Source organism: Actinoplanes sp. NPDC023801 (assembly GCF_040639655.1).
Lineage (GTDB): Bacteria > Actinomycetota > Actinomycetes > Mycobacteriales > Micromonosporaceae > Actinoplanes.
Window position 1 is genome coordinate 40374 of record NZ_JBFAAI010000027.1, and the last position, 24552, is coordinate 64925.

Annotated in this window: 21 protein-coding genes; 7 read left to right on the top strand and 14 right to left on the bottom strand. The window is 71.6% G+C overall.

Translation table 11 applies throughout. The features are described from left to right. Positions 1-117 precede the first annotated feature (117 nt). Complete coding sequence (locus AB0G04_RS34255; protein WP_360991495.1) at positions 118-1041, bottom strand: AEC family transporter; 924 nt, start codon at positions 1039-1041, stop codon at positions 118-120. Positions 1042-1347: 306 nt separating this feature from the next. On the opposite strand from AB0G04_RS34255, the gene AB0G04_RS34260 reads away from it, so the two are divergent. Both AB0G04_RS34260 and AB0G04_RS34265 read left to right on the top strand, forming a co-directional pair. Further along, positions 1348-1755, top strand: a complete 408-nt coding sequence (locus AB0G04_RS34260) for a DUF6188 family protein (RefSeq protein WP_360991498.1) — start codon at positions 1348-1350, stop codon at positions 1753-1755. Between the two features lie 111 nt (positions 1756-1866). Further along, positions 1867-2643 (top strand): helix-turn-helix transcriptional regulator, encoded by a 777-nt coding sequence (locus AB0G04_RS34265; protein ID WP_360991500.1) that lies wholly within the window; start codon positions 1867-1869, stop codon positions 2641-2643. Between the two features lie 63 nt (positions 2644-2706). Here the strand turns inward: AB0G04_RS34265 and AB0G04_RS34270 are convergent, their stop codons facing one another. Next, positions 2707-5526 carry a S8 family serine peptidase gene (locus tag AB0G04_RS34270; protein ID WP_360991503.1) on the bottom strand — a complete coding sequence of 940 codons (2820 nt, stop codon included), beginning with the start codon at positions 5524-5526 and terminating at the stop codon, positions 2707-2709. Between the two features lie 107 nt (positions 5527-5633). Next, positions 5634-6833 carry an MFS transporter gene (locus tag AB0G04_RS34275; RefSeq protein WP_360991505.1) on the bottom strand — a complete coding sequence of 400 codons (1200 nt, stop codon included), beginning with the start codon at positions 6831-6833 and terminating at the stop codon, positions 5634-5636. A gap of 271 nt (positions 6834-7104) precedes the next feature. Here AB0G04_RS34275 and AB0G04_RS34280 point away from each other — a divergent pair, with 271 nt between their 5' ends. Together AB0G04_RS34280 and AB0G04_RS34285 are read left to right on the top strand one after the other, a co-directional pair. Continuing rightward, on the top strand, positions 7105-8208 hold the full coding sequence (locus AB0G04_RS34280) for a histidine kinase (RefSeq protein ID WP_360991508.1): 1104 nt from the start codon (positions 7105-7107) through the stop codon (positions 8206-8208). After that, positions 8205-8867, top strand: coding sequence for a response regulator transcription factor (locus AB0G04_RS34285; RefSeq protein WP_360991510.1), 663 nt, complete (start codon positions 8205-8207; stop codon positions 8865-8867). Before AB0G04_RS34280 ends, AB0G04_RS34285 begins: the two co-directional genes overlap by 4 nt. 1 nt (position 8868) lies before the next feature. Here the strand turns inward: AB0G04_RS34285 and AB0G04_RS34290 are convergent, their stop codons facing one another. The 4 genes from AB0G04_RS34290 to AB0G04_RS34305 are packed head-to-tail and all read right to left on the bottom strand — an operon-like array spanning position 8869 to position 13087. Beyond that, a complete protein-coding gene (locus AB0G04_RS34290) occupies positions 8869-10335 on the bottom strand; it encodes a tetratricopeptide repeat protein (protein ID WP_360991512.1) in 1467 nt (488 codons plus the stop codon). A 24-nt stretch (positions 10336-10359) separates the two neighbouring features. Then, a complete protein-coding gene (locus AB0G04_RS34295; RefSeq protein ID WP_360991514.1) occupies positions 10360-11184 on the bottom strand; it encodes a patatin-like phospholipase family protein in 825 nt (274 codons plus the stop codon). Between the two features lie 11 nt (positions 11185-11195). Beyond that, positions 11196-11573, bottom strand: coding sequence for a VOC family protein (locus AB0G04_RS34300; protein ID WP_360991516.1), 378 nt, complete (start codon positions 11571-11573; stop codon positions 11196-11198). Then, positions 11570-13087 carry an FAD-dependent oxidoreductase gene (locus tag AB0G04_RS34305; protein ID WP_360991518.1) on the bottom strand — a complete coding sequence of 506 codons (1518 nt, stop codon included), beginning with the start codon at positions 13085-13087 and terminating at the stop codon, positions 11570-11572. The genes AB0G04_RS34300 and AB0G04_RS34305 overlap by 4 nt, the downstream gene beginning before the upstream one ends. 67 nt (positions 13088-13154) lie before the next feature. On the opposite strand from AB0G04_RS34305, the gene AB0G04_RS34310 reads away from it, so the two are divergent. The 3 genes from AB0G04_RS34310 (at position 13155) to AB0G04_RS34320 (ending at position 15409) form a co-directional block, all read left to right on the top strand. Then, a complete protein-coding gene (locus AB0G04_RS34310) occupies positions 13155-14372 on the top strand; it encodes a glycosyltransferase family 4 protein (protein WP_360991520.1) in 1218 nt (405 codons plus the stop codon). 89 nt (positions 14373-14461) lie between these two features. Next, positions 14462-15151 carry a hypothetical protein gene (locus tag AB0G04_RS34315; RefSeq protein ID WP_360991523.1) on the top strand — a complete coding sequence of 230 codons (690 nt, stop codon included), beginning with the start codon at positions 14462-14464 and terminating at the stop codon, positions 15149-15151. Between the two features lie 51 nt (positions 15152-15202). Continuing rightward, a complete protein-coding gene (locus tag AB0G04_RS34320) occupies positions 15203-15409 on the top strand; it encodes a hypothetical protein (RefSeq protein WP_360991525.1) in 207 nt (68 codons plus the stop codon). A 90-nt stretch (positions 15410-15499) separates the two neighbouring features. Here the strand turns inward: AB0G04_RS34320 and AB0G04_RS34325 are convergent, their stop codons facing one another. From AB0G04_RS34325 to AB0G04_RS34355, 7 genes are all read right to left on the bottom strand, one after another. Then, the gene (locus AB0G04_RS34325; RefSeq protein ID WP_360991527.1) at positions 15500-15979 is read right to left on the bottom strand and encodes an SRPBCC family protein; all 480 of its coding nucleotides are present in this window, start codon (positions 15977-15979) and stop codon (positions 15500-15502) included. Continuing rightward, the gene (locus AB0G04_RS34330) at positions 15976-16326 is read right to left on the bottom strand and encodes a metalloregulator ArsR/SmtB family transcription factor (protein WP_360991529.1); all 351 of its coding nucleotides are present in this window, start codon (positions 16324-16326) and stop codon (positions 15976-15978) included. Before AB0G04_RS34330 ends, AB0G04_RS34325 begins: the two co-directional genes overlap by 4 nt. 21 nt (positions 16327-16347) lie before the next feature. Next, on the bottom strand, positions 16348-16854 hold the full coding sequence (locus tag AB0G04_RS34335; RefSeq protein ID WP_360991532.1) for an Hpt domain-containing protein: 507 nt from the start codon (positions 16852-16854) through the stop codon (positions 16348-16350). Further along, a complete protein-coding gene (locus tag AB0G04_RS34340) occupies positions 16851-19925 on the bottom strand; it encodes a PAS domain S-box protein (protein WP_360991535.1) in 3075 nt (1024 codons plus the stop codon). The genes AB0G04_RS34335 and AB0G04_RS34340 overlap by 4 nt, the downstream gene beginning before the upstream one ends. 162 nt (positions 19926-20087) lie before the next feature. After that, a complete protein-coding gene (locus AB0G04_RS34345) occupies positions 20088-22133 on the bottom strand; it encodes a cellulose binding domain-containing protein (protein ID WP_360991538.1) in 2046 nt (681 codons plus the stop codon). Between the two features lie 108 nt (positions 22134-22241). Next, positions 22242-24176, bottom strand: coding sequence for an RNA polymerase sigma factor (locus AB0G04_RS34350; protein ID WP_360991541.1), 1935 nt, complete (start codon positions 24174-24176; stop codon positions 22242-22244). Then, the gene (locus AB0G04_RS34355) at positions 24173-24496 is read right to left on the bottom strand and encodes a YciI family protein (protein WP_360991544.1); all 324 of its coding nucleotides are present in this window, start codon (positions 24494-24496) and stop codon (positions 24173-24175) included. Before AB0G04_RS34355 ends, AB0G04_RS34350 begins: the two co-directional genes overlap by 4 nt. Between the last annotated feature and the right edge of the window lie 56 nt (positions 24497-24552).

Here is a 24552-nt window from a genome sequence, read left to right on the forward strand (position 1 = left end):
CGCCTCACCACCATCGTGACGGCACTTTTACGCACCACGCGAATGCCGCCGTGACCCCGGCCGTACCTCAGCGACTTTTCGGCGCCGCGATCACCTGTCCGGGGTACGGCCGGCGGGTCAGGCCAGGAAGATCGCCGCGGTGAGCATGGCGAGGACTGAGGCCACCGTCGACAGCATCACCACGTCACGGGCCAGCGTCTCGGATTCGCGGTAGCGCAGCGCGAACACGAACACGTTCTGAGCCGTCGGCAGCGCCGAGGTCACCACGGCGGCGAACAGCGCACCATCGGACAGGCCGATCAGGAACCGCCCGATCAGGTACGCCAGGAGCGGCTGGACGACGATCTTCAGGATGACCGCCAGGTAACGGTCCGGCGACTCGGGCCCGGGCCGCAACGGGCGGGCGCCGGGCAGCGACATTCCGAACGCCAGCAGCGCGGTCGGCACGGCCGCGGCCCCGACCAGCTCGAACGGCTCCATCAGCAGGGCCGGAGGGGCCCAGCCGGACGCCGCCACCGCGAACCCGGCCGCCGACGCGATCATCAACGGGTTACGGGCCGGCAGCAGCGCCAGCCGGCGCAACGACGGCCTGCCCTGCCCGCCCGCTAGGTCGAGAACGGTCAGGGCCAGGGGTGCGGCGAGAAGGACCTGAAAGACGAGCACGGGTACGACAAGCGACACGTCCCCGAGCACGTAGGCGGCGACGGCGAGACCCATGTTGCCGGAGTTGACGTACGACGCACCGAGGGCACCGATCGTGGCCGCGCCCGTGCTCCGCTTCCACACCAGCCGCGCCACCAGCACATACACCGCCGCCACGAGCACCGTCGAGGTGACGAACGCGAGCAACGACCCGGTCAGGATCCGGTCGACGCTGGTACGGCTGAGCGTGACGAACAGCAGCGCCGGCGTGGCCACCGCGAACGTCAGCCGGCCGAGCACCTGCGGTGCGTGCTCACCGAGGATCCGCGCACGGGCCAGCAGATAGCCGAGCGCGGCGATCGCCCAGACCGTGGTGAAGCCGCTGAGCACGCCCGCCATTCCGCCGATCATGCCCGCCCGTGACCCGGTGCGGCGGCGACTGTGACCCGTCTGTCAGAACCCGGCCGTCGACGCCGCCGAGCCGGTCTGCCGTCTGCGCTACAGACCGCCGGTCTGCGGCAGGGGACCGCCCGCCATGTGCCGTTGATCCGGCTGGCGGCCGGTGATGTGACAGGGTGCCGAGCCGCCCGTCACCGGTGAAGTCCAAGTGGTTCGATTCTTTAAGGCCCTGTTAGGAAAGTGTTGGCTACGGTCCTGCCATCAGGGGGCAAACACGAGCCGAACGAGGTGTTGAAGGTGCCGGTCATGGTCGCCGACAACGGCGCCGCGAGGCGTCCGCGGCAGGGTAGGACGCTCGATCTGCTGGTCGGGCGCAAGCTGGAGTACGTGTGGCTGGGGCACGCCGTCGTGCTTGGTTTCAGCGGCGGCTGCCAGGTGCTGATCGAGGCGGTCGCGCATCTGGACGGTCCGGTGGGGCAGGCCGATGTGGAGCCTGGTGACGATCCGTCGGATGTGGTGGCCACGCTGCTCAGCGATGTGGTCGGCGCAGCGGTGATGCGGGAGACCGGGGAACTCGAGATCATCTTCACCAGCGGCTCGCGGCTGTCGGTGGACGCCGACGCGGAAGCCGAGTCGTGGGCGGTCACCGGCCCGGACGGGTTGCTGATCGTCTGCCTGGCCCACGGCGAGATCGCCGTCTGGGGCGGAGCCTGACCGCGGGACGCCGCGGCGGCGTCGCCTCACCGTGGGATGCCGGGGCGTGTCCGGCCGACGAACGCCGGTAAGGGGAGGGCGCCGCCGCCACGGACACGGGATGCTGTCGGGATGGCACCTCATCGGAATGCCGAACTCGGCGCGTTCCTGCGTTCGCGCCGGACGGTCGGGCTGTGCCGGGACGACGTGGCCCGGTCCGCCGGGGTCAGCCCGGACTACTACACCCGGATCGAGCGGGGTGAGGTCGACTACTTCGCCGACGCGGTGCTGGACAGCATCGCCCGTGCGCTGGAACTCGACGAGACCGAACATCTGCACATGCTGCGCCTGGCCCGGCCGCGGACCGCTGAGCAGCGGATGGCAGATGACGAGGAGCCCGTCCGTGACTCGCTGCGGCTGCTGGTCGAGAGCAACACCGTTCAGTCGGTGATCCTCGTCGGCCGGCACGCGGATCTGCTGGCCGTCAACCGGATCGGTCGCGCGCTGCTGGGCCTGTCGCCGGGGGAGCGGGTGAATCTGGCCCGGCTGATGTTCCTGGAGCCGGCCACCAAGGAACTGCTGGTGGACTGGAAGTCGGAGGCGTTGACCGCCGTGGCCCGGCTGCGGGCGGCGGCCGGTTTCGATCCCGGCGACCGGGAGCTGGGAGCGCTCATCCGCGACCTGTGCGTCAAGAGCGACGACTTCGCCCGCATCTGGGCCACCCACCCGGTCACGGACCGTCCGGCATCGGTGCTGGAATACCGGCATCCCGTAGCCGGGCGGCTGACCTTGCACTCCGAGACGCTCACCCTGCCCGGCGATCCGGGAAGACTCCTGGTGATCGGCACCGCACCCGCGAACTCGCGCAGCGCCGAACGTCTGAGGCTGCTCGGCACCCCGCCCGCGTGACGGCCGCAAAAGGTGACGGCCGCACCGGCCGGGCGCGTCGCGACGCCCCCGGCCGGTGATTCGTCAGGCCGGCTCGTAACCGGTCAGGTGCAGTGAGAACGCCCGGAGGGAACCGGTGTCGGTGCCCACCCGGTCGGCGACGTGCAGGGTCCACGTGCCGTCGGCCGACGACTGCCGCAGGCTCGACAGGGCCGAGTTCGGCCTCCACGTGCCGGTGAACGGCGCGTTCGTCGACAGGGCCGACGCGAACGGTGTCGCGGCGGTGTCGTCGAACACGACCTGGCACAGGTTGTTGCCGCCGCCGCCGGTGCGGGAGAACAGCGTGGCGCTGCGCCCGTCCGGTGCGGTGAGGGTGCCGATCAGGTCACCGACGAACGTGTGGTCGATGCCCACGGTCGTCGAACCGGTCGTGGTGTCGCAGGCCGTGCCGTCGATGGAGAACGTCAGCGACGACGCGAACCCGACGCCGGTGACGTCCACGGTGGCCGAGACGCCGGTCGGGTCGTTGTCCGGGACCGGGATCGCCGCACCGGTGTAGGCGAAGTCGCGTACCGTCGCCGACGGCTGTCCGGTCGCCACGGCCACGTTGCCGTTGGTGGGGGACAGGGTGCCGGCGAAAGTGGCCCGGACCTTGAGGGTGACCGGCCGTCCGAGCGGGTACCCGGCGGCCAGTTTCAGGGTGTAGTCCCTGGTCTTCGACGCGCCCGCGGCGATGTTGCCGTACGAGCGTGAACGCGGCATCACCGTGGCCAGCGGACTGTCGGTGTCGACCACCAGGCTGACGCCGGTGGCCGTACCGTCGCCGACGTTTACCGCCGGAAGGGTGACGGTCGCCTGCTCGCCGGGTTCCAGGTAGGCGTCCCCGTCGCCGGTTGCCGGGGTGATCGTCGGTGTGCCGGCCTGCACGAGCGGCTGCGGGGTGGCGCCGGTGTTGCGCAGCAGCAGGTCGGCGCGGATCACGCCGCTGCCGGTGCGGTTGTCGTAGCCGGCCGGTGTGAGGTCCAGGGCGGTGCCGGTCAGGGCGGCCCGGATCTCGTCGTTGCTCAGTCCCGGGTTGCCCGACAGAGCCAGCGCGGCGATCGCGGCGGCGTGCGGGGCGGCGGCCGAGGTGCCGTAGAACGCCTCGAACCCGGGCACCGTGGTCACCGTGCCGTCGGCTGCGGTGATCTCCGGCTTGGCGCGCACGGTTCCGCCGGTCGAGCTGAAGTTGCCCGGCGTGATCGGCGTGCCGTCGGCGTTGTAGAACACCCGCCGCGGCCCGTCGGAGGTGAACCGTTCGGGCAGCGTCTGCCGGGTGAAGACGTTCGGGTACGGGCCGGCCGGGTTCGGCGGGTCACCGTCCTCGAGGTCGAACGGCAGTGCCGCGGCGGCCGGGGCGGCAGCGACCGAGAAGGCGTTCACGGCGGCGCTGTGCCCACGGGTCACACCCGGCGTGGAGAAGCCCTTGAGCAGCCCGTCCGACGAGTCGACGAACCGGCCGCGGAGGGCCGACAGCTGCAGGTACCGGTCGGCGCCGGAGAACTTGACGACGGCCAGCCTCTGTCCCGACCCGGTTCCGGCCTGCAGGATCTCCCACGGGTCGTCGTCGCCGTCCTGCACGTCCTGCGAGAACCCGGTGACGTTGCCGAGCGAGTTGATCAGGTACAGGTCGTAGTCGTTGGCCGAGGACAGCAGTGCGTCGGCCCACCACAGCGTCACGATCTGGCCGGCGCTGCCCGGCGAGAGCGGGTTGAACTCCTGCACACCGGCGCCGGGGTCGAAGTCGTGGGCATCCCCGGCGATCTTGCCGATGCCCCGGCCGGAGTCGACGAAGTCGCCCTCCCAGTTGCCGGAGGTGCCGTCGATCTTGTTGCCCTCGTTGCCGGCCGAGCTGAAGAAGTAGGCGCCGTCCGCGGTGACGGCGTCGACCGCCTGGGCGATGAGACCGTCCTGGAACGGGCTCTCGTGGAAGTACAGGATGTCGTCGACGATGATGTCGCAGCCGGCCGTGAACCGCAGCGCCCGGATGTTCTCGGCGAAACTGGCCTCGCTGGTGAACGCGGTCGCGAAGGCGAGCTTCGCGTTCGGCGCCAGGTCGTGGAGGATCTCCAGCATCGCGGTGCCCTCGTCGCCGTCGCCCTCCTGACCGGGCAGGATCTCGACGTCGGCGGGCAGGTCGCCGCTGGCCTGCGAGTCGGCGAGCGAATCCACGCCGTCGGACAGGGCGCAGATCTTCACACCGGTGCCGGTCACCTTGTAGCGGGTACGGGCGGTGTCGGCGGCGTGGGTGCGGTCGCCCTCGGAGACGACCGAACCCTGGTCGACGGTGACGGCGCTCCGGGACGGGCCCGCCTTCGGCGCGGTGGCCCTGGCGGTGCGCAGGGCCGTCTCGAGCCGGCTGGTCTTCTCGGCCTTGGACTCGGTGACCGGCTTGGCGGCCGGGTCGGTCTGGCGGGCGGTGATCGCGCCGTGCTTGAGGCCGACCGAGGTCACGTCCTTCCACCCGGCGATTCCGGGCAGGGCGGTGAGCGGCGCCTCGACCACGACGGTTCCGGTGGACGGCGACGGGAACCTGATCCCGGCGCCGGCTTTGCGCAGGCGGTCGAGCAGGTCGTCGCCGACCTTCTCGGCGCGGATCTCGACCTCGGTGGTGCCGGATCTGCTGACCTCGACGCCGGTGCTGACCGCGGGCAACGCGTTCGTGGTCGCCTTGTCGGTGCGTTTGCGCAGCTCGATGGCGAGCCGGCTGTCGAGTTTGCGTTCGGTCGGGGTGAGCGACTTCTTGAGTCCCTGGAGTGCGGCGATCTGCTCGTACGCCTTGGTGACGGGATCGGCGGGCGCCGCGGTGGCGACGCCCGGGGCCGCGAGTGCGATGACGGTGGCACCGGCCGCGAGGACGGTCACCGATCGGCGGAGGTTACCTTGACTGAAGACGTTCAATTCCAGCCCCCATTGATCTATTCAGATCTATGTTCAGGGACTCTATAGGCGACAGTCGATATGGGACAGCCTCAATCGATCGCGGTGGCGGGCTCCTCGACCCGGCGCAGGTTGCGCACCGCCGGGACGATCAGCAGCACCGCGCAGCCGAGCACGCCGACCACCACCGACGTGCCGAGCACCCGCTCCGCGCCGACCACGCCGGCCACCGGACCGGCCAGCGCCTGACCGATCGGCAGGCTCCCGTCCGAGCCGAGCACCTCGTACGACGTCATCCGGTTGAGCATCTCCGGCGGCACCCGGGTCTGCACGCTGGTCTGCCACATGATCGACCAGAACGCCCAGACCAGGCCGTTCACCCAGGCGGCGGCCAGCAGCACGGGCAGTTCGGCGTGCATCGCGATGGCCAGCGGAAGCAGGACGAACCCGAACATCGCCACTGCGCCGGCGGCCAGCGGCCGGTGCGGGCGCAGCCGCAGCGCGGCCACCCCGCCGCACAGCGTTCCCGCGCCGAGGGCGGTCTGCATCCAGCCGTACGCCGACGCGCCCAGATCACCACTGACGAGTACCGCCCCGAGCGGGATCAGCGGGCCGAACAGGAAGATCCCGTAGAACACCCAGACCAGGATCACGCTCCAGATCCACTGCTGGGCGCGGAACTCGTGCCAGCCGGCGATCAGGTCGCGGACCATGGTCGACTTTGACCCGGTCCGCGGCATCCGGCCCAGTCGCAGCCCGGCCAGACAGAACGCACTGATCGCGAACGTCGCGGCGTCCACCGCGTACACCGGGCCGGCGCCGAAGAACGCGAATATCAGACCGGCCGTGGCGGGGCCGAGCATCTCGGCGAGCGCGACCGCGGTCCGGATGGTGGCGTTGGCCTTCTGCGGGTCGTCGCTGACCAGCGGGACCAGCCCGTTGACACCGGGCTGGAACATCGCGGCCGCCGCGCCGCTCACCGCCGAGCAGGCGATCAGCAGGGTCATCGACGGGGTGCCGGTGAAGAACGCGACCGCCACGACGGCCTGTGCGACGAGCCGGACCAGGTCGGCGCCGAGCATCAGCGGCCGGGCCCCGAACCGGTCCGACAGCACCCCGCCGAAGAGGATGAACCCGAGGAACGGCACCATCCACGCGGCGAGCACCAGGCCGACGCCGGTCGCGCCGTAGACCTCGCCGATCGCCAGCGCCGCCGCCACGGTGAGCATCGCGTCGCCGAAAACGGACACCGCGCGGGCGACGAAGTAACGAGTGAACGCCGCGGACCACATTACGTGATCTTCTCTCGTGACCGCGCCGCTCCTCCAGTGGGTTCCCCGGTTCCGGAACCGGCACCGCCGTCCGGGCCACGCAAGCGACCCCGGTGTCCCGCTGGGCGTGGCGGCCGTCCATTGCGGTCGGCGACGATTTCTTCCGTACGATCAAAGGGGTCGTGTTCGGATTTTGACCGTTTCTCTAAGCCTTCCCGGAACCGGCTACCGCGCCCGCGGTACTGCAATTGTGGTAGCGCTGAACAGCGCCGGGCTCGGCTAAGGTGCGCCTATGCGAGCCGGAAACTGGATCGTCGCCGTCTGCGTGGCCGCAGCCGTGCTGACCACCGCCGTGGCCACCGAACATCCGGCCGCACGGCTCGCACCGCTCGGGTACGCGCTCGTGGCGGCGAGCGGCCTGGCCCTGGCCGCGGGACGCCGCGCCCCGGTCGTGACGCTCGTCGTCACCGGACTCTGCGTGCTCGGCTACCACCTGCTCGGCTTCACGGTGCCCGCCCTCGCATTCCTGTGCGCGGCCTACGCGGGGTTCCGGGCCGGCCGGCGCCTGCCCACCGTGGCAGCCGCCGTCACCATGCTGATCGCCCTCCCGCTCGCGATCATGGCGTCCCCGGCCGGAAAGGTCGCCGGGGAGGCCATCGCCGACGCCCGCGGCGTGCTCCCGATCGCCTGGCTGGTCGCCGCCTGTGCCGCCGGTGAGGCGTTGCGGCAGGCTGAGCGCCGCGCCGACGAGGCCGAACGCACCCGCGAGGAAACCGCCCGGCTACGGGCCACCGAGGAGCGGTTGCACATCGCCCGCGAACTGCACGACTCGCTCACCCACCAGATCTCGATCGTCAAGGTGCAGGCCGAGGTGGCCGTGCACCTGGCCCGCAAACGCGGCGAGCAGGTCCCGGAGTCGCTGCTGGCGATCCGGACGGCTGCCCGGGCCGCGACGGCCGAGCTGCGAGCGACCCTGGAGACGCTGCGCGGTGCCGGTGACGCCCCGTCGCACGGCCTCGACCACCTGCCGGAACTGCTCGCCGGTGCGGAGGGGATCGGGCTGCGTACCGAGCTGACCATCGAGGGCGAGCGTCACGACGTTCCGGACGCGGTGGCGCGTACCGCCTACCGGATCGTGCAGGAGTCGCTCACCAACACCGCACGCCACGGCTCCGCGTCGACCGCCTCGGTCCGCATCGACTACCGGCCGGACGCGCTGGCCATCCGGGTGGACGACGACGGTGACGCGCGGCCGGGCGCGAAGCCGGTGCCCGGCGTCGGGCTGCAGGGCATGCGGGAACGCGTCACCGCCCTCGGCGGACGGCTGCTCGCCGAGCCGCGAACCGAGGGCGGTTTCACCGTCCAGGCCGAACTGCCGCTGGAGCGCATCGCATGATCCGGGTACTGCTGATCGACGACCAGCCCCTGCTGCGCAGCGGGTTCCGGGCGCTGCTGGACGCCGAGGACGACATCGAGGTCGTCGCCGAGGCCGGCAACGGCCGCGACGGCCTGGAACTCGCCCGCCGCCACCGGCCCGACCTGGCCCTCGTCGACATCCAGATGCCGGTCATGGACGGCATCGAGACGACCGGGCGGATCGCGGCCGACCCGGAGCTCGCCGCGGTACGCGTCGTCATCCTCACCAACTACGGGCACGACGAGTACGTCTTCGACGCGCTGCGCGCGGGTGCGGCCGGATTCCTGGTCAAGGACATCACCCCGGACGACCTGCTGCACGCCGTACGCGTCGCGGAGCGCGGGGACGCCCTGCTCGCTCCGGCGATCACCCGCATGCTGATCAGCCGGTACGTGTCCGAGCGTCCCGGGCCCCGCGCCGACGCCTGCGTCGAGGTGCTGACCAACCGTGAACGCGAGGCCGTCGCCCTGGTCGCGAAAGGCCTGTCCAACGACGAGATCGCGGCCACCATGGTGATCAGCCCGCTCACCGCGAAGACCCACGTCAACCGGGCGATGACCAAGCTGCGGGCCCGGGACCGCGCCCAGCTGGTGGTCTTCGCCTACGAATCCGGGCTGGTCAGCCCCCGCACCACGTGACTCATCGCCGGTCGGTGATCCGGTGCCGGAACTCGGCCTGGGCGGTGGCGAACACCTCGTTGAGCCGCCCGATCTCGGCCTCGGAGGGTTCGCGCCGCAGATGCACGTCGATCTTGAAGTCGCCGTCGACGATGTCCACCTCCAGGTGATCGAGCAGGTCGGCCGGCAGCCGGGTGAGCACGAAATCGCGGAACGCCGCGGCGATCGTGGACGGCATGTCACCGCAGCCGCAGGTCCGCCCGTCGAGCACCGCCCCCAGATGACTGCGGCCGACCAGCGCGTCCGGGTGCACCGGATCCATGCCGGCCAGACCCTCCTCGAGGATCGTGCGTGCCTCGTCGAGACGGCCCTCATGCTGCAGGAACAGGCCGAGAGCCACCCCGGCCCGGCCGACCGTGTCGTGGTCGGCGCCGCGGCGGGCCTGCTCCAGCGCCTCGGTCAGCCGCTGTTCGGCCGGGCCGGTCTGCCCGGCCTCCTTCAGCGCCAGGCCCCAGTTGCGCAGCACCTGGCTGATCACCTCGGGCCGGCCGATGCGCCGCGACCGCTCGAACGCCGACTCGTAGGTACGCAGCGAGCCCTCGGTGTCGCCGGCGTCGTCCTGCGCCATCGCCAGGCCCAGCGCCGCCATCAGCGCCTCCTCGGTGCGGCCCTGCCGGTCGTACGAGGCCAGCACCCGCTCGATCGCCGCGACCCGGCCGGCCGGGTCGCCGATGTCGCGGCCCAGGTTCGCCAGCGCCGACAGCGCGTTGATCGTGCCCTGGTGGTCCGGCCCGAGGCGCTGCTCCAGCGCCCTCACCAGCTCGGTGAACAGCGCCTTGCGAGCCGCGCCGTCCTCGACCGGAACCTGCGCGATGACCCGGCCGATCTGTTCCACCACGTGGTCGGGCAGCTGCTCCAGGCCGGGGAACAGCGGCTCACCGGTGCCACCGGCCTGCACCACGGCGGCCCGCAGAGCCAGTGCCGAGGCCACCCGCTCGTGACCGTTGTTCCAGAAGTTGGCGACCGCCTCCTCGACGACCTGCCGGGCGCCCGCCACATCACCGCGTTCCAGCAGCAGCGACGCCAGCGGCTCCAGCCCGAAGGCGTATCCGGCGTGCTCACGGCCGTAGAAGGCAAGCCGTTCCTGAACACCCTGGCGCAGCTGCTGCTCGGACTCCTCCAGCCGGCCGGCCGCCCGCAGCGCCATGCCGACGTTGAGACGGTAGGTCAGCTGGTCCTTGTGTGACTCGTGATCGCGGGGCGGCACCGCGGCCGCCTGCCGGAAACACTCGATCGCACGGGCCAGCTGGTCGGTGTTGAGCAGGATGTTGCCGAGGTCGCACTGGGCCGAGGCCCATTCCGGGCTACCGGGCCCGTGCTTGTCGGCGACCGCCTGCACCTCGCGCGCCATCAGATTCTCGGCGTCGCCGAACCGGCCTTCGCGCAGCAGCGAGAAGGCCAGATCGACAGGCGCGGGGGTAGTGGTCACGAAGCCGGAGTCTAGGGCCTCGCGTCAGAGCCAGGTGGCCCGGACGGCGTCAGCCAGTGCCTCGCCCTGACGCAGGCCCGCCCGCACCGCCGCGGGACGCCGGGCCGGATCCATGACGTTCTGGCCGAACGCGGCCAGGGCCTCGGCGTCCGGCTCGATGAGCAGGCTGCTCGCGGCTCCGGCGGCGGCGATCTCCGCGACGATCCGGTCCCGGCCGAGCATCGACAGCGGGGCGAGCACCACCAGCCGCTCGGCGCCGGCGGCCAGGTCGGCGCCCGCGCCCAGGCGTACACCGCCGTCCATGTAGCGCCGGTCGCCGACGGTGACCGGCGGCATGAGGCCCGGCACGGCACAGCTGGCCGACACCGCCTGCAGCAGGGGCACCCCGGAGCGGGCGTCGAGCACGACGTCGCTGCCGTCGGCGGTGTCGACGACGACGATCCGCAGGTCGCGTTCCGGCCATTCGCGCACCGGCAGCACCGACTCCATCCGGGCCAGATAGGCCTGTTCGTCCAGGCCGGCGGCCAGTGCCATGGCGCCCACCCGGACCCGGGCCTGCAATGCCGGGACCGACGGGTCGGCAAGCACCGCCATGGCGGTCAGCCATTCGCCGTTGCCGCCGGTACGCGCCGGCCGGTCCGTGGTGACTTCCTGCTCCTGCAGCGCCACCGCGGTCTCCAGGTCGACGCCGGCGGTCACGATCGTGCCGGCCACCGAACCGGCCGACGTGCCGATCACCGTGTCCGCGTCACCGAGCGGCACACCGGCCCGCTGGAGCCCGCAGAGCACACCGAGGTGCCAGGCGATGCCGGTGATGCCGCCCCCACCGAGTACGAGAGTCTTTTTCACGATCACGCACGTTATCGATCCGCCGCCGCGGGCGGAAGACGCCGGTGCAGGACGCAGAACTCGTTGCCCTCCGGATCGGCGAGCACGGTGAAACCCTCGTCGCCGGTCTGGCCCACGTCGGCGCGGGTCGCGCCGAGGGCCACCAGCCGGTCCACCTCGCGTGCCACGTCACCGTCGGCGGCCACCAGGTCGGGATGGTTGCGGTTCTTGCGGTCCTTGGGTGCGTCGGTCGGTTGCAGCCACACGCTGAGACCGCCGTTCGGCGGCCACAGATGAGCGTCCCCGTCGTCACCGTAGTCGATCTCGTAGCCGAGTGCCGCCGACCAGAACTCGGCCTGCCGGCGCACGTCGTGCACATCCACGGTCCACTGCGCGAATCGGCTGATCACGACACATCCTCTCGAGGCAGGGGCTGGTTGGCCGGGCCTTGGAGCACCCCGCCGTCGATGTCGAACCGCGAACCGTGACACGGGCACTCCCAGGCTGTCTCGGCGTCGTTGAAGCGGACGATGCAACCCAGGTGGGTGCATCGTGCCGACACGGCGTGCACCGTGCCGGAGTCGTCGCGGTAGACCGCGCACTGGCGGCCGCCCACCCGTACGATCGCGCCGGTTCCCGGGTCGACGTCGTCGACACCGTCGGCGTGCGACGGCCGCAGCCGGTCCCCGATGAAGTGACCGGCCACGCCGGCCCCCAGTTTCAGCATCGACACGGCCTCGCGCAGCGGATGCAGGCGGCGCGGGTCGTAGAGGCCGGCCCACTCCGGGGCGGTACCGGCGATCGACGCGGCGAGCAGCTGCCCGGCCATCACGCCGGTGCTCATGCCCCAGCCGCCGAAGCCGGTGGCGACGTAGGTGTTGCGCGCGCCCGGATGGAGCTTGCCCACGAACGGCACCTGGTCGGTGCTGGTGTTGTCCTGGGTGGCCCAGCGGTAGGTGATCTCCTCGACCCCGAACCGGTCGCGGGTCCAGGCGGCGAGCCGGTCCCACCGTTCGGCCACGTCGCCGGCGCCCGGGGTGAAGTGCTCCCCGGTGACGATCAGCAGGCGCTGCCCGTCGCGGTACGGCGCCGTCCGTACCGACCGGGTGTTGTCCTCCGGGGTGAGGAAGACGCCGCCCGGGTCGCTCTCCGCCGGGATCGGTGCCGCCACCACCAGCTCACGGCGTGGCTCCAGCCGTGCGAACAGCAGCGCCCGGTCGAAGATCGGATAGTGGGTGGCGACCACGACCTGCTCGGCGGTGACGGTGTACCCGTTCTCGGTGCTGACCGTGCAGGGCTCGCCGTCGCTCAGGCCGGTGACGCGGGTGCGCTCCCAGATCGTGCCGCCGCGCCGGACGATCTCCTCGGCCAGCGCCAGCAGGTACTTGCGCGGATGGAACTGGGCCTGGTGCTCGACACGGACGGCTCCGGCGACCGGGAACGGCAGCCCGGTCGCGGTCACGAACGACGCCGCCAGTCCCGCCTCGCCGGCTGCCTCCGCCTCGGCACGGACCGAGTCGAGCCGCTCCGGCGACTCGGCCCAGGTGTAGGCCGGCACCCGTTCCAGGTCGCAGTCGATGTCCAGCTCGGACACGACGGCGGCGACCCGTTCGACGGCCTGCTGCTGCGATCGCGCGTACAGGCGGGCCTGCTCCGTGCCGTGGCTCTTGCGGAGGCCGCTGTAGATGAGGGTGTGCAGCGCCGAGAGCTTCGCCGTGGTGTAGCCGGTGACCCCGGCCGCGATCCGGTCCGCCTCGACCACGGCGACCCGCAGCCCGGCCGCGGTCAGTTCCCACGCGGCCGACAGGCCCGCGATGCCGCCACCGACGACCACCACGTCGGTCTCCGCGTCGCCGGCCAGCCGCGGATAGGACGTCGCCGGGGTCGAGTCCATCCAGAACGATTCCTCGGTGTGCTCCCTCATGGGCCCCGGCTACCCGCGCCGGACGTAGCTCAACCCGGTGATTGACATAGTTATCTAGCTTGTGCGCGTGAACATCAGGTATCTGCTGCACAACGCGTACGGGGTCGGTGGCACCATCCGTACGGTCTTCAATCAGGCCAACGCGTTGTGCGAGACCCACGACGTCGAGGTCGCCAGTGTGTACCGGACGGCCGAGGAACCGTCCTTCCCGCTCGACCCGCGCGTGCGGCTCGTCCCGGTGACCGGCCTGCGGCACGACGGATCACGATGGACGAACCGTCCGGACGCCCGCCGCAGGCTGTTGCGCCGGACCCGGATGCTGCCCAACCCGCTGCCGCACGGCCGGGATTTCCGGTACAACCGGTGGGATCCGATGGTCGATCTGAAGGTGGTCCGGTACATGCGTTCCCAGCGGGACGGTGTGCTGATCACCACGCGGCCCGCGCTGAACCTGCTGTCGGCCTGGTTCGCGCCGCGCCGGGTGATCCGGATCGGCCAGGACCACATGAACTTCGGCAGCTACCGGGCCCGCCTGCAGGACCGGATCGTCCGCGCCTATCCACGCCTGGACGCCATCGCCGTCCTCACGCACGCCGACCTGGCCTCCTACCGGGCGGCTCTGGGCGACTCCGTGCCGCTCGTGCGGATCCCGAACGGCATCCCGGCGCGGACACCCGCGCCGTCCACAGCTCGCGGCAACGTGGTCGTCGCCGCGGGCCGTCTCGGCCGGCAGAAGGGCTTCGACATGCTCGTCCGAGCCTGGGCGGGGGTGCACGAGGTGCACCCGGACTGGCAGTTGCACATCTTCGGCGCGGGCAAATGGCGCGACAGACTGGCGGGAATGATCGCCGAACGCGGGCTCGGTGACGTGGTCAAGCTGCGCGGCATCACCCGGGACCTGGACGGCGAGTTCGCCAGGGCGTCGGTCTTCGTGCTCTCCTCCCGCAAGGAGGGGCTGCCGATGGTGCTGCTCGAGGCGATGGGCGCCGGCTTGCCGGTCGTGTCGTTCGACTGTCCGACCGGCCCGGCCGACGTGGTCGACGACGGCGTCAACGGCCTGCTGGTGCCGGCTGACGACGTGCCGGGTCTGGGTGCCGGTCTGTCCCGGCTGCTCCAGAACGCCGGGGAGCGGGAGACCTTCGGTGCCGCGGCGCGGGTCACGGCCGCCGGCTACGAGATGCCGGTCATCGCCGCTCACTGGAACGATCTCTTCACCCGGCTGAAACTTCTGAAGAATGGCGAAAGTTTCAGTACGGCGGACGCCGCCGCAGGTCCATCCATGTAATTCAATGTCCGGCTGCGACCGTCGGCGGCACGGTCGCCGGCTCGAGCACCGTCGACGTCACCGGCTCGACGAGCAGCACCGGAATCCTGATGGCCTGGGCGTGGGGCGTCAGCCGGATCATCGATGTCGTCGAACAGTCCGGCGGATCCGTGCTGCGAGCCGACGCGATGGGCGTCACCGGCTGCTCCCGGTACGGCAAGGGCGCCTTCACCGCGGGCGCGTTCGACCAGCGGCTCGCCCTGACCATGCCGATCGAGTCCGGTACCGGTGGCGTGCCGATCCCGCGCGGGGTGCCCGGCGAGTCCGGGGCCCAGCCGCTGAGCAGCGCCTACAACGAACAGCCGTGGCTCGGCGACGCGTTCGGCTCGTTCACCGGCAACCCGGGCAGCCTGCCCGTCGACACCCACCAGATGGTCGCCATGGTCGCCCCGCGTGGACTGTTCATCATGGAGAGCCCGCACGTCGACTGGCTCGCGGCCCGATCCGGCAGCGTGGCCGCCCTCGCCGGGGCCGAGGTCTACAAGGCACTCGGTGCGGGCGGCGACATCTCGTACTGGTCCGACGTCAGCGACGGCACCCACTGCGCCCCACGCAGCGAATGGCGCGGGCCGCTGCAGCAGAACATTCAGAAATTCCTTCTCAAGAACGGCGGCGGTACGGGTACGTTCCGCGTCGCCGCCCGCAAACAGGGCGACCTGGCCCAGTGGCGCACCTGGCAGACCCCCGACCTGACCGGCGGGCCGACATCGCCGCCGCCGTCATCGCCGCCGCCCAGCTGAACCGCGACGGTCACTCCCGGAACGGTCTGGGGCGACCGCTACAACACCTCGGTGACGGTCAGCGGGACCGCGACCTGGACGGTGACCGTCGCGATCACCTCGCCGCGGCAGGTCACCACGACCTGGAGCGGCGCCTTCACCGGTGGCGGCGGCAGCCTGACCGTCCGCCCGAACGGCAGCGGCAACACGTTCGGCTTCACCACGATGATGAACGGCAACAGCTCGGCCCGCCCACGCATCGTCTCCTGCACCGCCTGACCCGCACCTTGCTTGTGTGCTGTCCCGCGGCGGATTCGAGCCGCGGGACAGCACGCGATGCGGCGTTCCGGGGCCGCGGCGGACCTCAGCTCAGCGCAGGGACTCGTAAAACTGCTTCATCGCCGGGAAGTAGTCGCCGAAGTCCGGCACGGGCGTGCCGTCCCGCGAGGCGACCAGGGCGTCCAGGTAGAACTCCCAGCCCGGGCCGGTCTCGCCGACGTTCTCGTTGCCGGTCAGGTGCTGGGTGAAGCGCAGCTCGGTGCTCCCGCCGGACTCGGTCAACGTCAGGTCGAGGTGCCATTCGCCGTATTCGTCGATGGCGGACAGCGCCAGCCGTCGCTCCGGTTCGCACGCCTCGATCGTCATCTCCACCCAGGGATCGCCCTCCTCCTGCACCATCTGAACCTTGATGGTGCGGCCCGGCGCGCCCTCGCCCTGCCAGGGGCCGAACCAGCGGGCGGTGCGTTCCGGGTCGGTGAGGCTGGCCCAGACGTCCGCAACCGGTGCGCGGAAGGTGCGGGTGAGTACCAGGTCGTTGCCGAACAGCCGTCCGGCCGGGGTAGGGCTCATGCGCTCTTCTCCTCGTGTGTGGATGTGCGGCGTTCGCGGCGGGTGCGGTGCACCTCGGTCTCCAGGGCGTCGAACCGGTGTCCCCAGCCGGACGGGCGGGTCAGCCCGCCGAGCCAGCCGGCCAGCTCGTCGAGCGGTCCGGTGTCCAGCGTGTAGACGCGGCGCCGCCCGTCGGCGGTGTCCCGGACCAGACCCGCGTCCCGCAGCACGCGCAGGTGCCGGCTGATCGCGGGCCGGCTGATCGGGAAACGGCCGGCGACCTGCCCGGCCGTCAGCGGCTGGTCGCGCAGCATCAACAGGATCTCGCGCCGCACCGGATCGGCGATCGCGCCGGCCACCTCGTCCACCGGGGAAGCGTAACGTACTGGTTACGCTTTGGTCGAGGTGGCCATCGCCGTGATGGCGTCCACCGCCGCCAGCGTGTCCCGGGCGGACGCCCGCAGCTCGGTGGCCACGACGACCGCCGCCTCCAGGTCACCGGCGCGGGCGACCTGTTCCATCCGGTCCGCGGCGCCGGCCAGGTCCTCGGCCCCCAGGTTGGCGGCAGCGCCCTTCAGCTGGTGGGCCGGATGGCGCAGGGCCTGGGCGTCGTCGAGCGCGATCGCCTGCATGATCTCCTCGAGCAGCATCGGCAGCTGCGCGGCCAGCCGCCGCAGCAGCCCGGCGAGCACCTCGTCGCCGATCGTGGGAGCGGCCGCCCGGAGCAGGGCGCAGCGCCGCTCGATCTGCTCACGCACCCGCGGCGGCGCAACGGTGCCGCGGCACCGCTCGAGAGCGTCCACGATGTCCTGCGGCATCACCGGCTTGGCGATGTGGTCGTCCATTCCCGCAGCCAGGCATCGTGCCCGGTCCTCGGGCAGGGCGCCCGCGGTCATCGCGATGATCGCGACATGTCTCCCGGCGGCCTCCCGGCGGCGCGGCCGTCGGGGGCGACGTCGGCGTGGTAACCGAGCTGGGACAGGATTCCGACGGCGACCGTCTGATTGATCGCGTTGTCCTCGGCCAGCAGGACCCGGCCCCTGCTCTCCGGGACGGCCCTCGGCGCCTCGGCCGGTCGCCCGGCCGGGGCGACGAAGGCGCCGGCCAGGAGGTCGTAGAGCTGTGACGGCCGGATCGGCCGGGCGAGGGTGCCGCCCTCCCCGGCGACCAGGACGATGCCGCCTGACGGCGGGCCCTCGGCCCCGGTGATCAGTGCCGCGTCCGCCGCGTCGCACAGGACGACGTCGAAGGGCCGGCCGGCGCTGAGGGCCGCGGCCATCAGTCCGGCGGCGGCCGCCCCGTCGTCCGCGGTGACCGGCGCCATGCCCCACGCCCGGAGCTGTTCCAGCAGCTCACGCTGATCCGGGTCGGCGGCCCCGGCGACGAGGAAGCGCAGGCCCCGGAACGCCGGCGGACGCGGCACGACCGTCTGCCGCGGCGGAAACAGGGGCACGGTGAACGAGAACTCGCTGCCTTGGCCGGGCCGGCTGACCACGCTGATGTCGCCGCCCATGACGGCCACGAGTTCCTGGCAGATCGCCAGACCCAGCCCGGTGCCGCCGAACCGGCGGGTGGTCCCGGCATCCGCCTGGGTGAACGGTTCGAACAGCTCCGGCTGCTTCTCCGCGGGTATCCCGATGCCGGTGTCGGTGACCACGAAACACACCGGTGTCGCGGCGTCCGGGCGGACTTCCCCGGCCGGGGTGGCGGACACCTGGACCCGGCCCCGCTCGGTGAACTTGATTGCGTTGCCGACCAGGTTGAGCAGGACCTGGCGCAGTTTGCCCGCGTCACCGCTGACCGGCAGGCTGAGCGCGGGGTCGCAGCGGGTGGCGACGGCGAGGGTCTTGCCGGCGGTGCTGTCGGCGACCAGGGCGACGACCTCGTCGAGCAGGCGGTGGACCTCGAAGTCGATCCGTTCCGGCAGCACCTTGCCGGCCTCGAGCTTGGAGAAGTCGAGGATGTCGTTGATCACCGACAGCAGGCCCGCCCCGGCGCCGCGGATGCCCTCGGCGTACCGGCGCTGGGTCTCGTCGAGCCCGGTTCCGAGAAGCAGACCGGTCAGGCCGATCACGCCGTTCATCGGGGTACGGATCTCATGACTCATCGAGGCCAGGAACTGCGACTTGAGGTGCGCCATCTCGATCGCCCGGTCACGTGCCTGTTCCAGGGCGAGCTCCGTCTGCCGCCGCGCGGTGACGTCACGACCGAAGGCGTGGTACGTCGGCGAGCCGTTCCGCCAGGTCCGCCACAGGGTCAGCTCGACCGTCCGCTCGGTGCCGTCGCGGCACCGCGCGTTCATCTCGGTGGGCCGGTCGAGCAGCCAGTCCCACCGGCCGTCCAGCAGCCGGCACAGGCCATCGGCGTAGCGCGCCGGGAGGATCGTGTCGGTCACCCGGTGTCCGAGCACGTCGCCGCGCTGCCAGCCGGAGATCTGCTCCGCCTGGCGGTTGAACTCGGTGATCCGGCCGCCGGCGTCCATGCTGACGAACGGGTCGCTGGCCGCCGTCATGATCATCTGGAACTGTTCCCGTTCCAGGCGGAGCCGCTGGTCGGCCTCGACCTCCGCGGTGATGTCCTGGACCGAGGCCAGCACGACCGGTCCGCTGTCACTGCCGACGGTCGTCAGGCTGATCTCGGCGCGGAACTCGGTGCCGTCCTTGCGTACCGCGGTCAGGTGCATCCCCTCGCCCATCCGGCGTGGCGCCGGGTTCGCCAGATAGTCGCGGCGATGAGCGATGTGCCGGGACCGGCGGGCCGCCGGGACCAGGGACTCGACCGCGGCCCCCACCAGTTCGTCGCGTTCGTAGCCGAAGACCTGGAGCGCCTGCGGATTGGCCAGCACGACCCGGCCCTCCGCGTTCACGCAGATCATCGCTTCCGGCGAGGCGGCCAGCATGCTCCTGAACTTGCTCTCGGCGACCCGTACCTCGGTGATCTCGGTGGTGGCACTGCAGATCGCGACAGGTCGCCCGCTGTCGTCGCGCATCGGGAACAGCGAGGTGACGAACGTCCGGGTGCCGTCACCGTCGGCCCGCTCGTCCTCGAAGACCATCGGCCGGTCCCGGTCCAGGACAGCTCGGTCGCGGCGGATGATCTCGGTGAGCTCCTCCGGGCAGTGCAGGTCGTGGTCGGCGAGCCCCAGGGCGCCGCCCTCGTCGAGCCCGTGCAACCGCTCGAACGCGGTGGAGGCCAGCAGGTAGCGGCCGTCCAGGCCCTTGACGGTGAACGCGGTGGGCACCTGCCGCAGGACCCCGGCCATCTCCGCGCGCTGCCGTAACTGCCGTTGCGACGCGGTGCGGGCCGCCTCCATCTGGCTACCGGTCACCAGTGCCACCACCCCGACCAGGGCCACATTGGCGGCGACCAGCAGCGCGAACCTGGTGTGGATGCCGTACCAGCCGGCGTTCTGGCCGGCGATCAGAAGCAGCCCGATCAACGGCAGCGTGACCAGTGCGCATCCGAACAGCCGCCTGGTCAGCACGCAGGCGGCGGAACTGCCGAACAGCACCCGGGCGATCCCGGTCCGGGCGGTGGCGCGCAGGGCCGCCACCGCCAGCAGGAACGTGGCGACGGCCGGTACCAGGGCCGGCGGCTGCAGACTCCCGAAGATCACGGCGTAGCAGTCGACGACGCTGACCGCGCCGGCCGCTGCCGCCGCGACCTGCCCGGCGGTCAGCGCCCACGGCAGGGGCGGCGCGGCCAGCACGATCGCTTGGCCGGCGGCGAGCAGCACGAAGGCCGCCGCCGTGGCCGGTGTGACGCCGGGGGACACTGCCGCGACCGCCGCGCAGAGCAACGGCAGCACCACCGCGCCACGCCGGACCATGGGCCGCGACGAACGCGCGATGGCGATCCCCGCGGTGCCGGCCAGGACGAGACACCAGCCGGTACCGGTCCCGAACCCTCCGACGAGCATCCCCGACCCGAGGACCAGGGCCAGCACACCGGCCGCCACCTGGTACATGGCCGCTTCCCTTCAGAGTTTTTGTATCCATCTGGATTACCACTCATGGCCGGGTTCGCGAGGATGATTCTGAATACGAGTTCCGCGACATCTCCGCCGGTGCCGGGACGCCCCTCGAAGCGGGCGCCCCGTCACCGGCCGGACTGTGCGCTGCAACCGGCGTCAGCCGCTGGTGCAGACCGTGCCGTTCAGGTCGAACACCGCCGGCAGCACGTTGGGCCCGCTGTAGTTGCCGACGAAACCGACGCTCGTGGTCGCCCCCGGTGCCAGGATGCCGTCACTTGTCACCCGGACCGTGCGGCCGCTCTGGTTCCAGGTGGCACTCCATCCGCTGCTGACGCTCTGCCACCCGGTGGGCCAGGTGAACGTGAGGGTCCAGCCGTTGACCGGGGCGGTGGCGTTGCTGGTGATGTCGATGGCGCCGACGTACCCGTTGCCCCAGTCGTTGACGTCGCGGAACTTGACTGTGCACGTCGCGTTCGCCGGGCTGCCGGTCGTGAACGTCAGCGGCGGCGAGGCGGCGGAGCGGCGGCCGGCACCGTCGCGGGCCACCACGTTGACCGTGTACCGGCGGCCCGGCTCCAGGTTGCCCACGGTCAACGAGGTGCCGGTGGTCTCGCCGAGCTGCTCGCTCGCGCCACCGTTCTGCCGGAACACCTCGTACTTGAGCCCGGCGGCTCCGGCCGGCCACGAGATCGTCGCGGTGCGGTCGGTCACGGTCGCGGCGGGTTTCCCGGGCGCCTTCGGCGCATTCGCATCGGTACGGTCACCGCGCACCGTGACCAGCGAGATCGAGTACGGCGCGAGCGTCTGCGAGCCCGCCGACCCGGCCGCGGCCGTGGTCACCCCGTCGGCGCCGTTGGTGAACGAGGCGACCGAGGGCGCCCCCGATCCGGCGGTGAACCCGTGGTAGTCCAGCGCGACGGTCCGCGCCGCGTCCGGGTCCTTGTTGATCAGCAGCACCGCCACATCCCCGTTGGCCCGGCGCACCGCATGCGCGCTGACCAGCGGATCGTTGGACCCCGCGCCGATGAACCGGTCCCCGGCCCGCGCGAAGTCACCGACGATCGACAGGGCGTGGTACGGAGCGAACGGCGTGTTCAGCGGCGGCTGGCAGACCGTGTTGTCGGCGTTGCAGTTGCCGCTCGACAGCAGTCCGTAGTCCTGGTAGTCGGTGTGCCCGGCCACCTGGGAGACCGTACCCAGGCCGTTGTGGACGTTCCACCAGTGCACGCTGAACACACCCTGCGCCAGCAGCCCGCTGTAGGCGTCGGCGAGGAACAGCGCGCCCGGCTGGGTGTTGCGGCCCACCTCGACGTTCGTCTCGGTCATGCTGATCCCGATCCGGCCGGCGTTCGTCCCGGCGTACTGGGTGATCTGCTGCCGTAGCAGGTGGACGGCGTCCGGGATGTGCGCGGTCCGGTCCAGCGCGTCGGCCGGGGCGGTGCCGCCCGGATACCAGTGCACGTCCACGAAGTCGATCGCCGAGCCGGCGCGGGTCAGCACCTCCTGGTTCCAGCTGCCCTGATCACCGGCGCCGACGATCCCGTCCGGCCAGTTGCCGGGCATGGTGAGAACGGCACCCACCTTGATCGTCGGGTCGACGGCCTTCATCGCCTGCGAGTAGGCCACGACGTTCGCCGCGTACTCCTTGGGGCTCTTGTCGGCGTGGTTGTCGGCTTCCCACGCCGAACCGTAGTGGCCGTTGCCGTAGTTCTCGTTGCCGATCGTCCAGTACTTGGCGCCGTAGCCCTTGGTGACGTTCGCGTAGCGAACCCAGTCGGCGGCCTCCTGGGCGGTGCCGGTGCCGTAGTTGGCGATGATCATCGGCTGGGCGCCGGTGCGCCGCGCCCCCGCCATGAACGTGTCGAAGTCGGTGTCCGGCGCGACATACCCGCCGGGAGCGGTGTGATCGCGCCAGTGGTAGATGTCGGCGTAGGAGCCGCCCGGGTAGCGCACCATCGTCACACCGGCGTCACCGAGCAGGTCGGCGACGGCCGGGGTGCCCAGCTGACTGTCCCAGATGGCGTGGTTGACGCCGACCGCGACGTCACCGACGGTGGCCAGCCCGGCCCGGACGTCGATGTCGACGCGGGTCGCGGCGGGTGCGGCGCCGGCGCTCACACCGGCGGATGGAGGGAGGACGGTGGCGACGGCGGCGAGCAGGACGGCGCTCGCAAGCCGTTTCCACGGCATTGTCTTCTGCATGGGAGTCTCCGCAGACGTGGGGATGTTGGGAGCGCTCCCATAATCAAGGTAATAAATGAAACAGTCAATGAATCCGGACGTTCCGAGCTGAGCGCCCTGCCGCGTGTCTCACACGGCGCGCAGGCGGTCGAGGGTGTGGCCGGTGCCGCGCTTGCAGAGATACGCGGCCCGCTCGTAGGAGAGCCGCCGACGGCCGGTCTCCGGGCAGAGGTCGGCCGGCGCGGGCCGGCGACCGGGGCCGGGGCGCCGGTCGGAGAGGAAGAGCGGGCCACGGGTCCGGCCGCCGACCAGGTCCGGGAGCAGGGCGGCCGTACCGGAGCGCCAGACGATCGTTCCGGCGCGGGCGCTGCGGTCGTTCAGGTCCAGATCCTCGACGTTGAGCGCGAGCACCGCCCCGACCTTCGCGGCCGACTCCCGCAGCAGGCACCAGAGCACACGCTCCCTGAGCGCCGGCCCGTCGGACGCGCCGCCGGGGGACTCGAAGGCCGCGACCCGATCCGAGCCCGATCCGCCGGTGGGCCGCGGGACGGAATCAGCGGTTCCACCGGTGGGCAGGGGGACGGGATCGGCGGTTCCATCGGTGGGCCGGGGCCGGAGATCGGCGGCGAGCGACGGTTCGCCGGCCCAGGTGGCGAACGAACGGATCGCGGCCACATGGCGGTTCCAGGTGCGCGGCGAAACGTCCGGCCAGCTCACGGCGAAGATCTCGGACAGCCGGGTGGCGGTCAGGCCGGCCAGGGGAGTGCGATCGCCGGCGAGCCGGGCGACGCGGTGCAGGGTCTGACCGTAGGCGCGGGCGGTGGCGGGGCGCAGCGGGGCGAGGAAGTCGTTCACCGCCGGCCCGAGCAGACGACCCCGCTCCTCGGGCACGTCCAGGGCCGCCGCACGGCGCAGCAGGAAGTCGCGCTCGGCCGTGTTGCGGGCCAGGGATGCCGCTCGTTCCAGCTCGTGCCGGGCCTCGGCGAGGCGGCCGAGCCGGGCCAGCAGGTCACCGCGGACGCCCGGCAGCAGGTGGTAGTCCGCCATCTGCGGGTCGGCCGGCAACTCGTCGAGCAGGTCGAGGCCGGCCCGCGGCCCGTGCGCGAACGCCACCGCGACCGCCCGGTTCAGCCGGACGACCGGGGTCGGCAGCACGCGCTCCAAGGCCTGGTAGAGCGTGCTGATGCGTACCCAATCGGTCTCTTCGGCGGTGTGGCAGACCGCAATGGCCGCCTGCAGCACATAGGGACCGGTCGGGCCGCCCGCCTCCCGGGCACGCAGCATCGCGGCGAAACCCCGGTGGATGAGCAGCTGATCCCAGCGGCCCCGGTTCTGTTCGTGCAGCGGGATCGGCTCGCCGGCCGGCCCGGTACGCGCCGCCGACCGGGACTGCTGGATCTCCATGAGCGCCACGAGGCCGTGCACCTCGGCCTGGTCCGGGGCGAGCACGGCGAGCATCCGGCCGAGCCGCAGCGCCTCCAGGCACAGATCGGCGCGGATCAGGCCGGCGCCGGAGGTGGCCGCGTAACCCTCGTTGAAGATCAAGTAGATGACCTCCAGCACGGACGGGAGCTGGGTGGACGGCTGGTAGGACACGCCCGCCTCGGCGAGGGTCCGCTTGGCCGCGGCGATCCGCTGCACGATGACCTGCTCGCCGACCAGGAACGCGCGGGCGATCTCCGCGGGGCTCAGGCCGGCGATGACGCGGAGGGTGAGTGCGACCCGGGCCTCCGTCGGCAGCACCGGATGACACGCGGTGAACATCAGCCGGAGAACGTCGTCCTCGGTCGCTTCCGGCAGCCGGGCCAGGTCGGGGGCGAGCCGCTCGCGGGTGCGCGACCGCCTGATGTGATCCACGGCCCGGCGCTTGGCGATCGTCGTCAGCCACGCGCCCGGATTATCGGGGATCCCGGTCGCCGGCCACTGTTCCAGGGCGGCGACCAGGGCGTCCTGTGCCAGTTCCTCGGCCAGGCCGACGTCGTGCACCAGCCGCAGGAGCCCGGCGACGATGCGCGCGGACTCCTGCTTCCAGACGGCGCCGACCGTGGCCGAGAGATCCGTCACGGGCCGTAGACCTGGTGGACCATGCTCTCGCCGTCACCGACGATCCCGCGGAAACGGCGGCAGAGCTCGATCGCCTCCTCCTTGGAGCGGACCTCGATCAGGGCGAACCCACCGATCGCCTCCTTCGCCTCGGTGAACGGCCCGTCGGTGACGGTGATCTCGTTCCCCGCCGAGGTCATCCTGAAGCCGGCCGGGTCCAGGCCGCCGGTGGCGAGCAGAACACCGGAGGCGGTCAGTTCCTCGACGAACGCGGCCATGTCGGCGTAGAGCTTCGCGTCCGGTTCGGCTCCGCCGGCCTTCTGCATCATCAGGTAACGCATCGTGTGTCTCCGTTTCGTCGTGCCTGCTTCTGCACCGGCGTCGAACCAGCTGATGT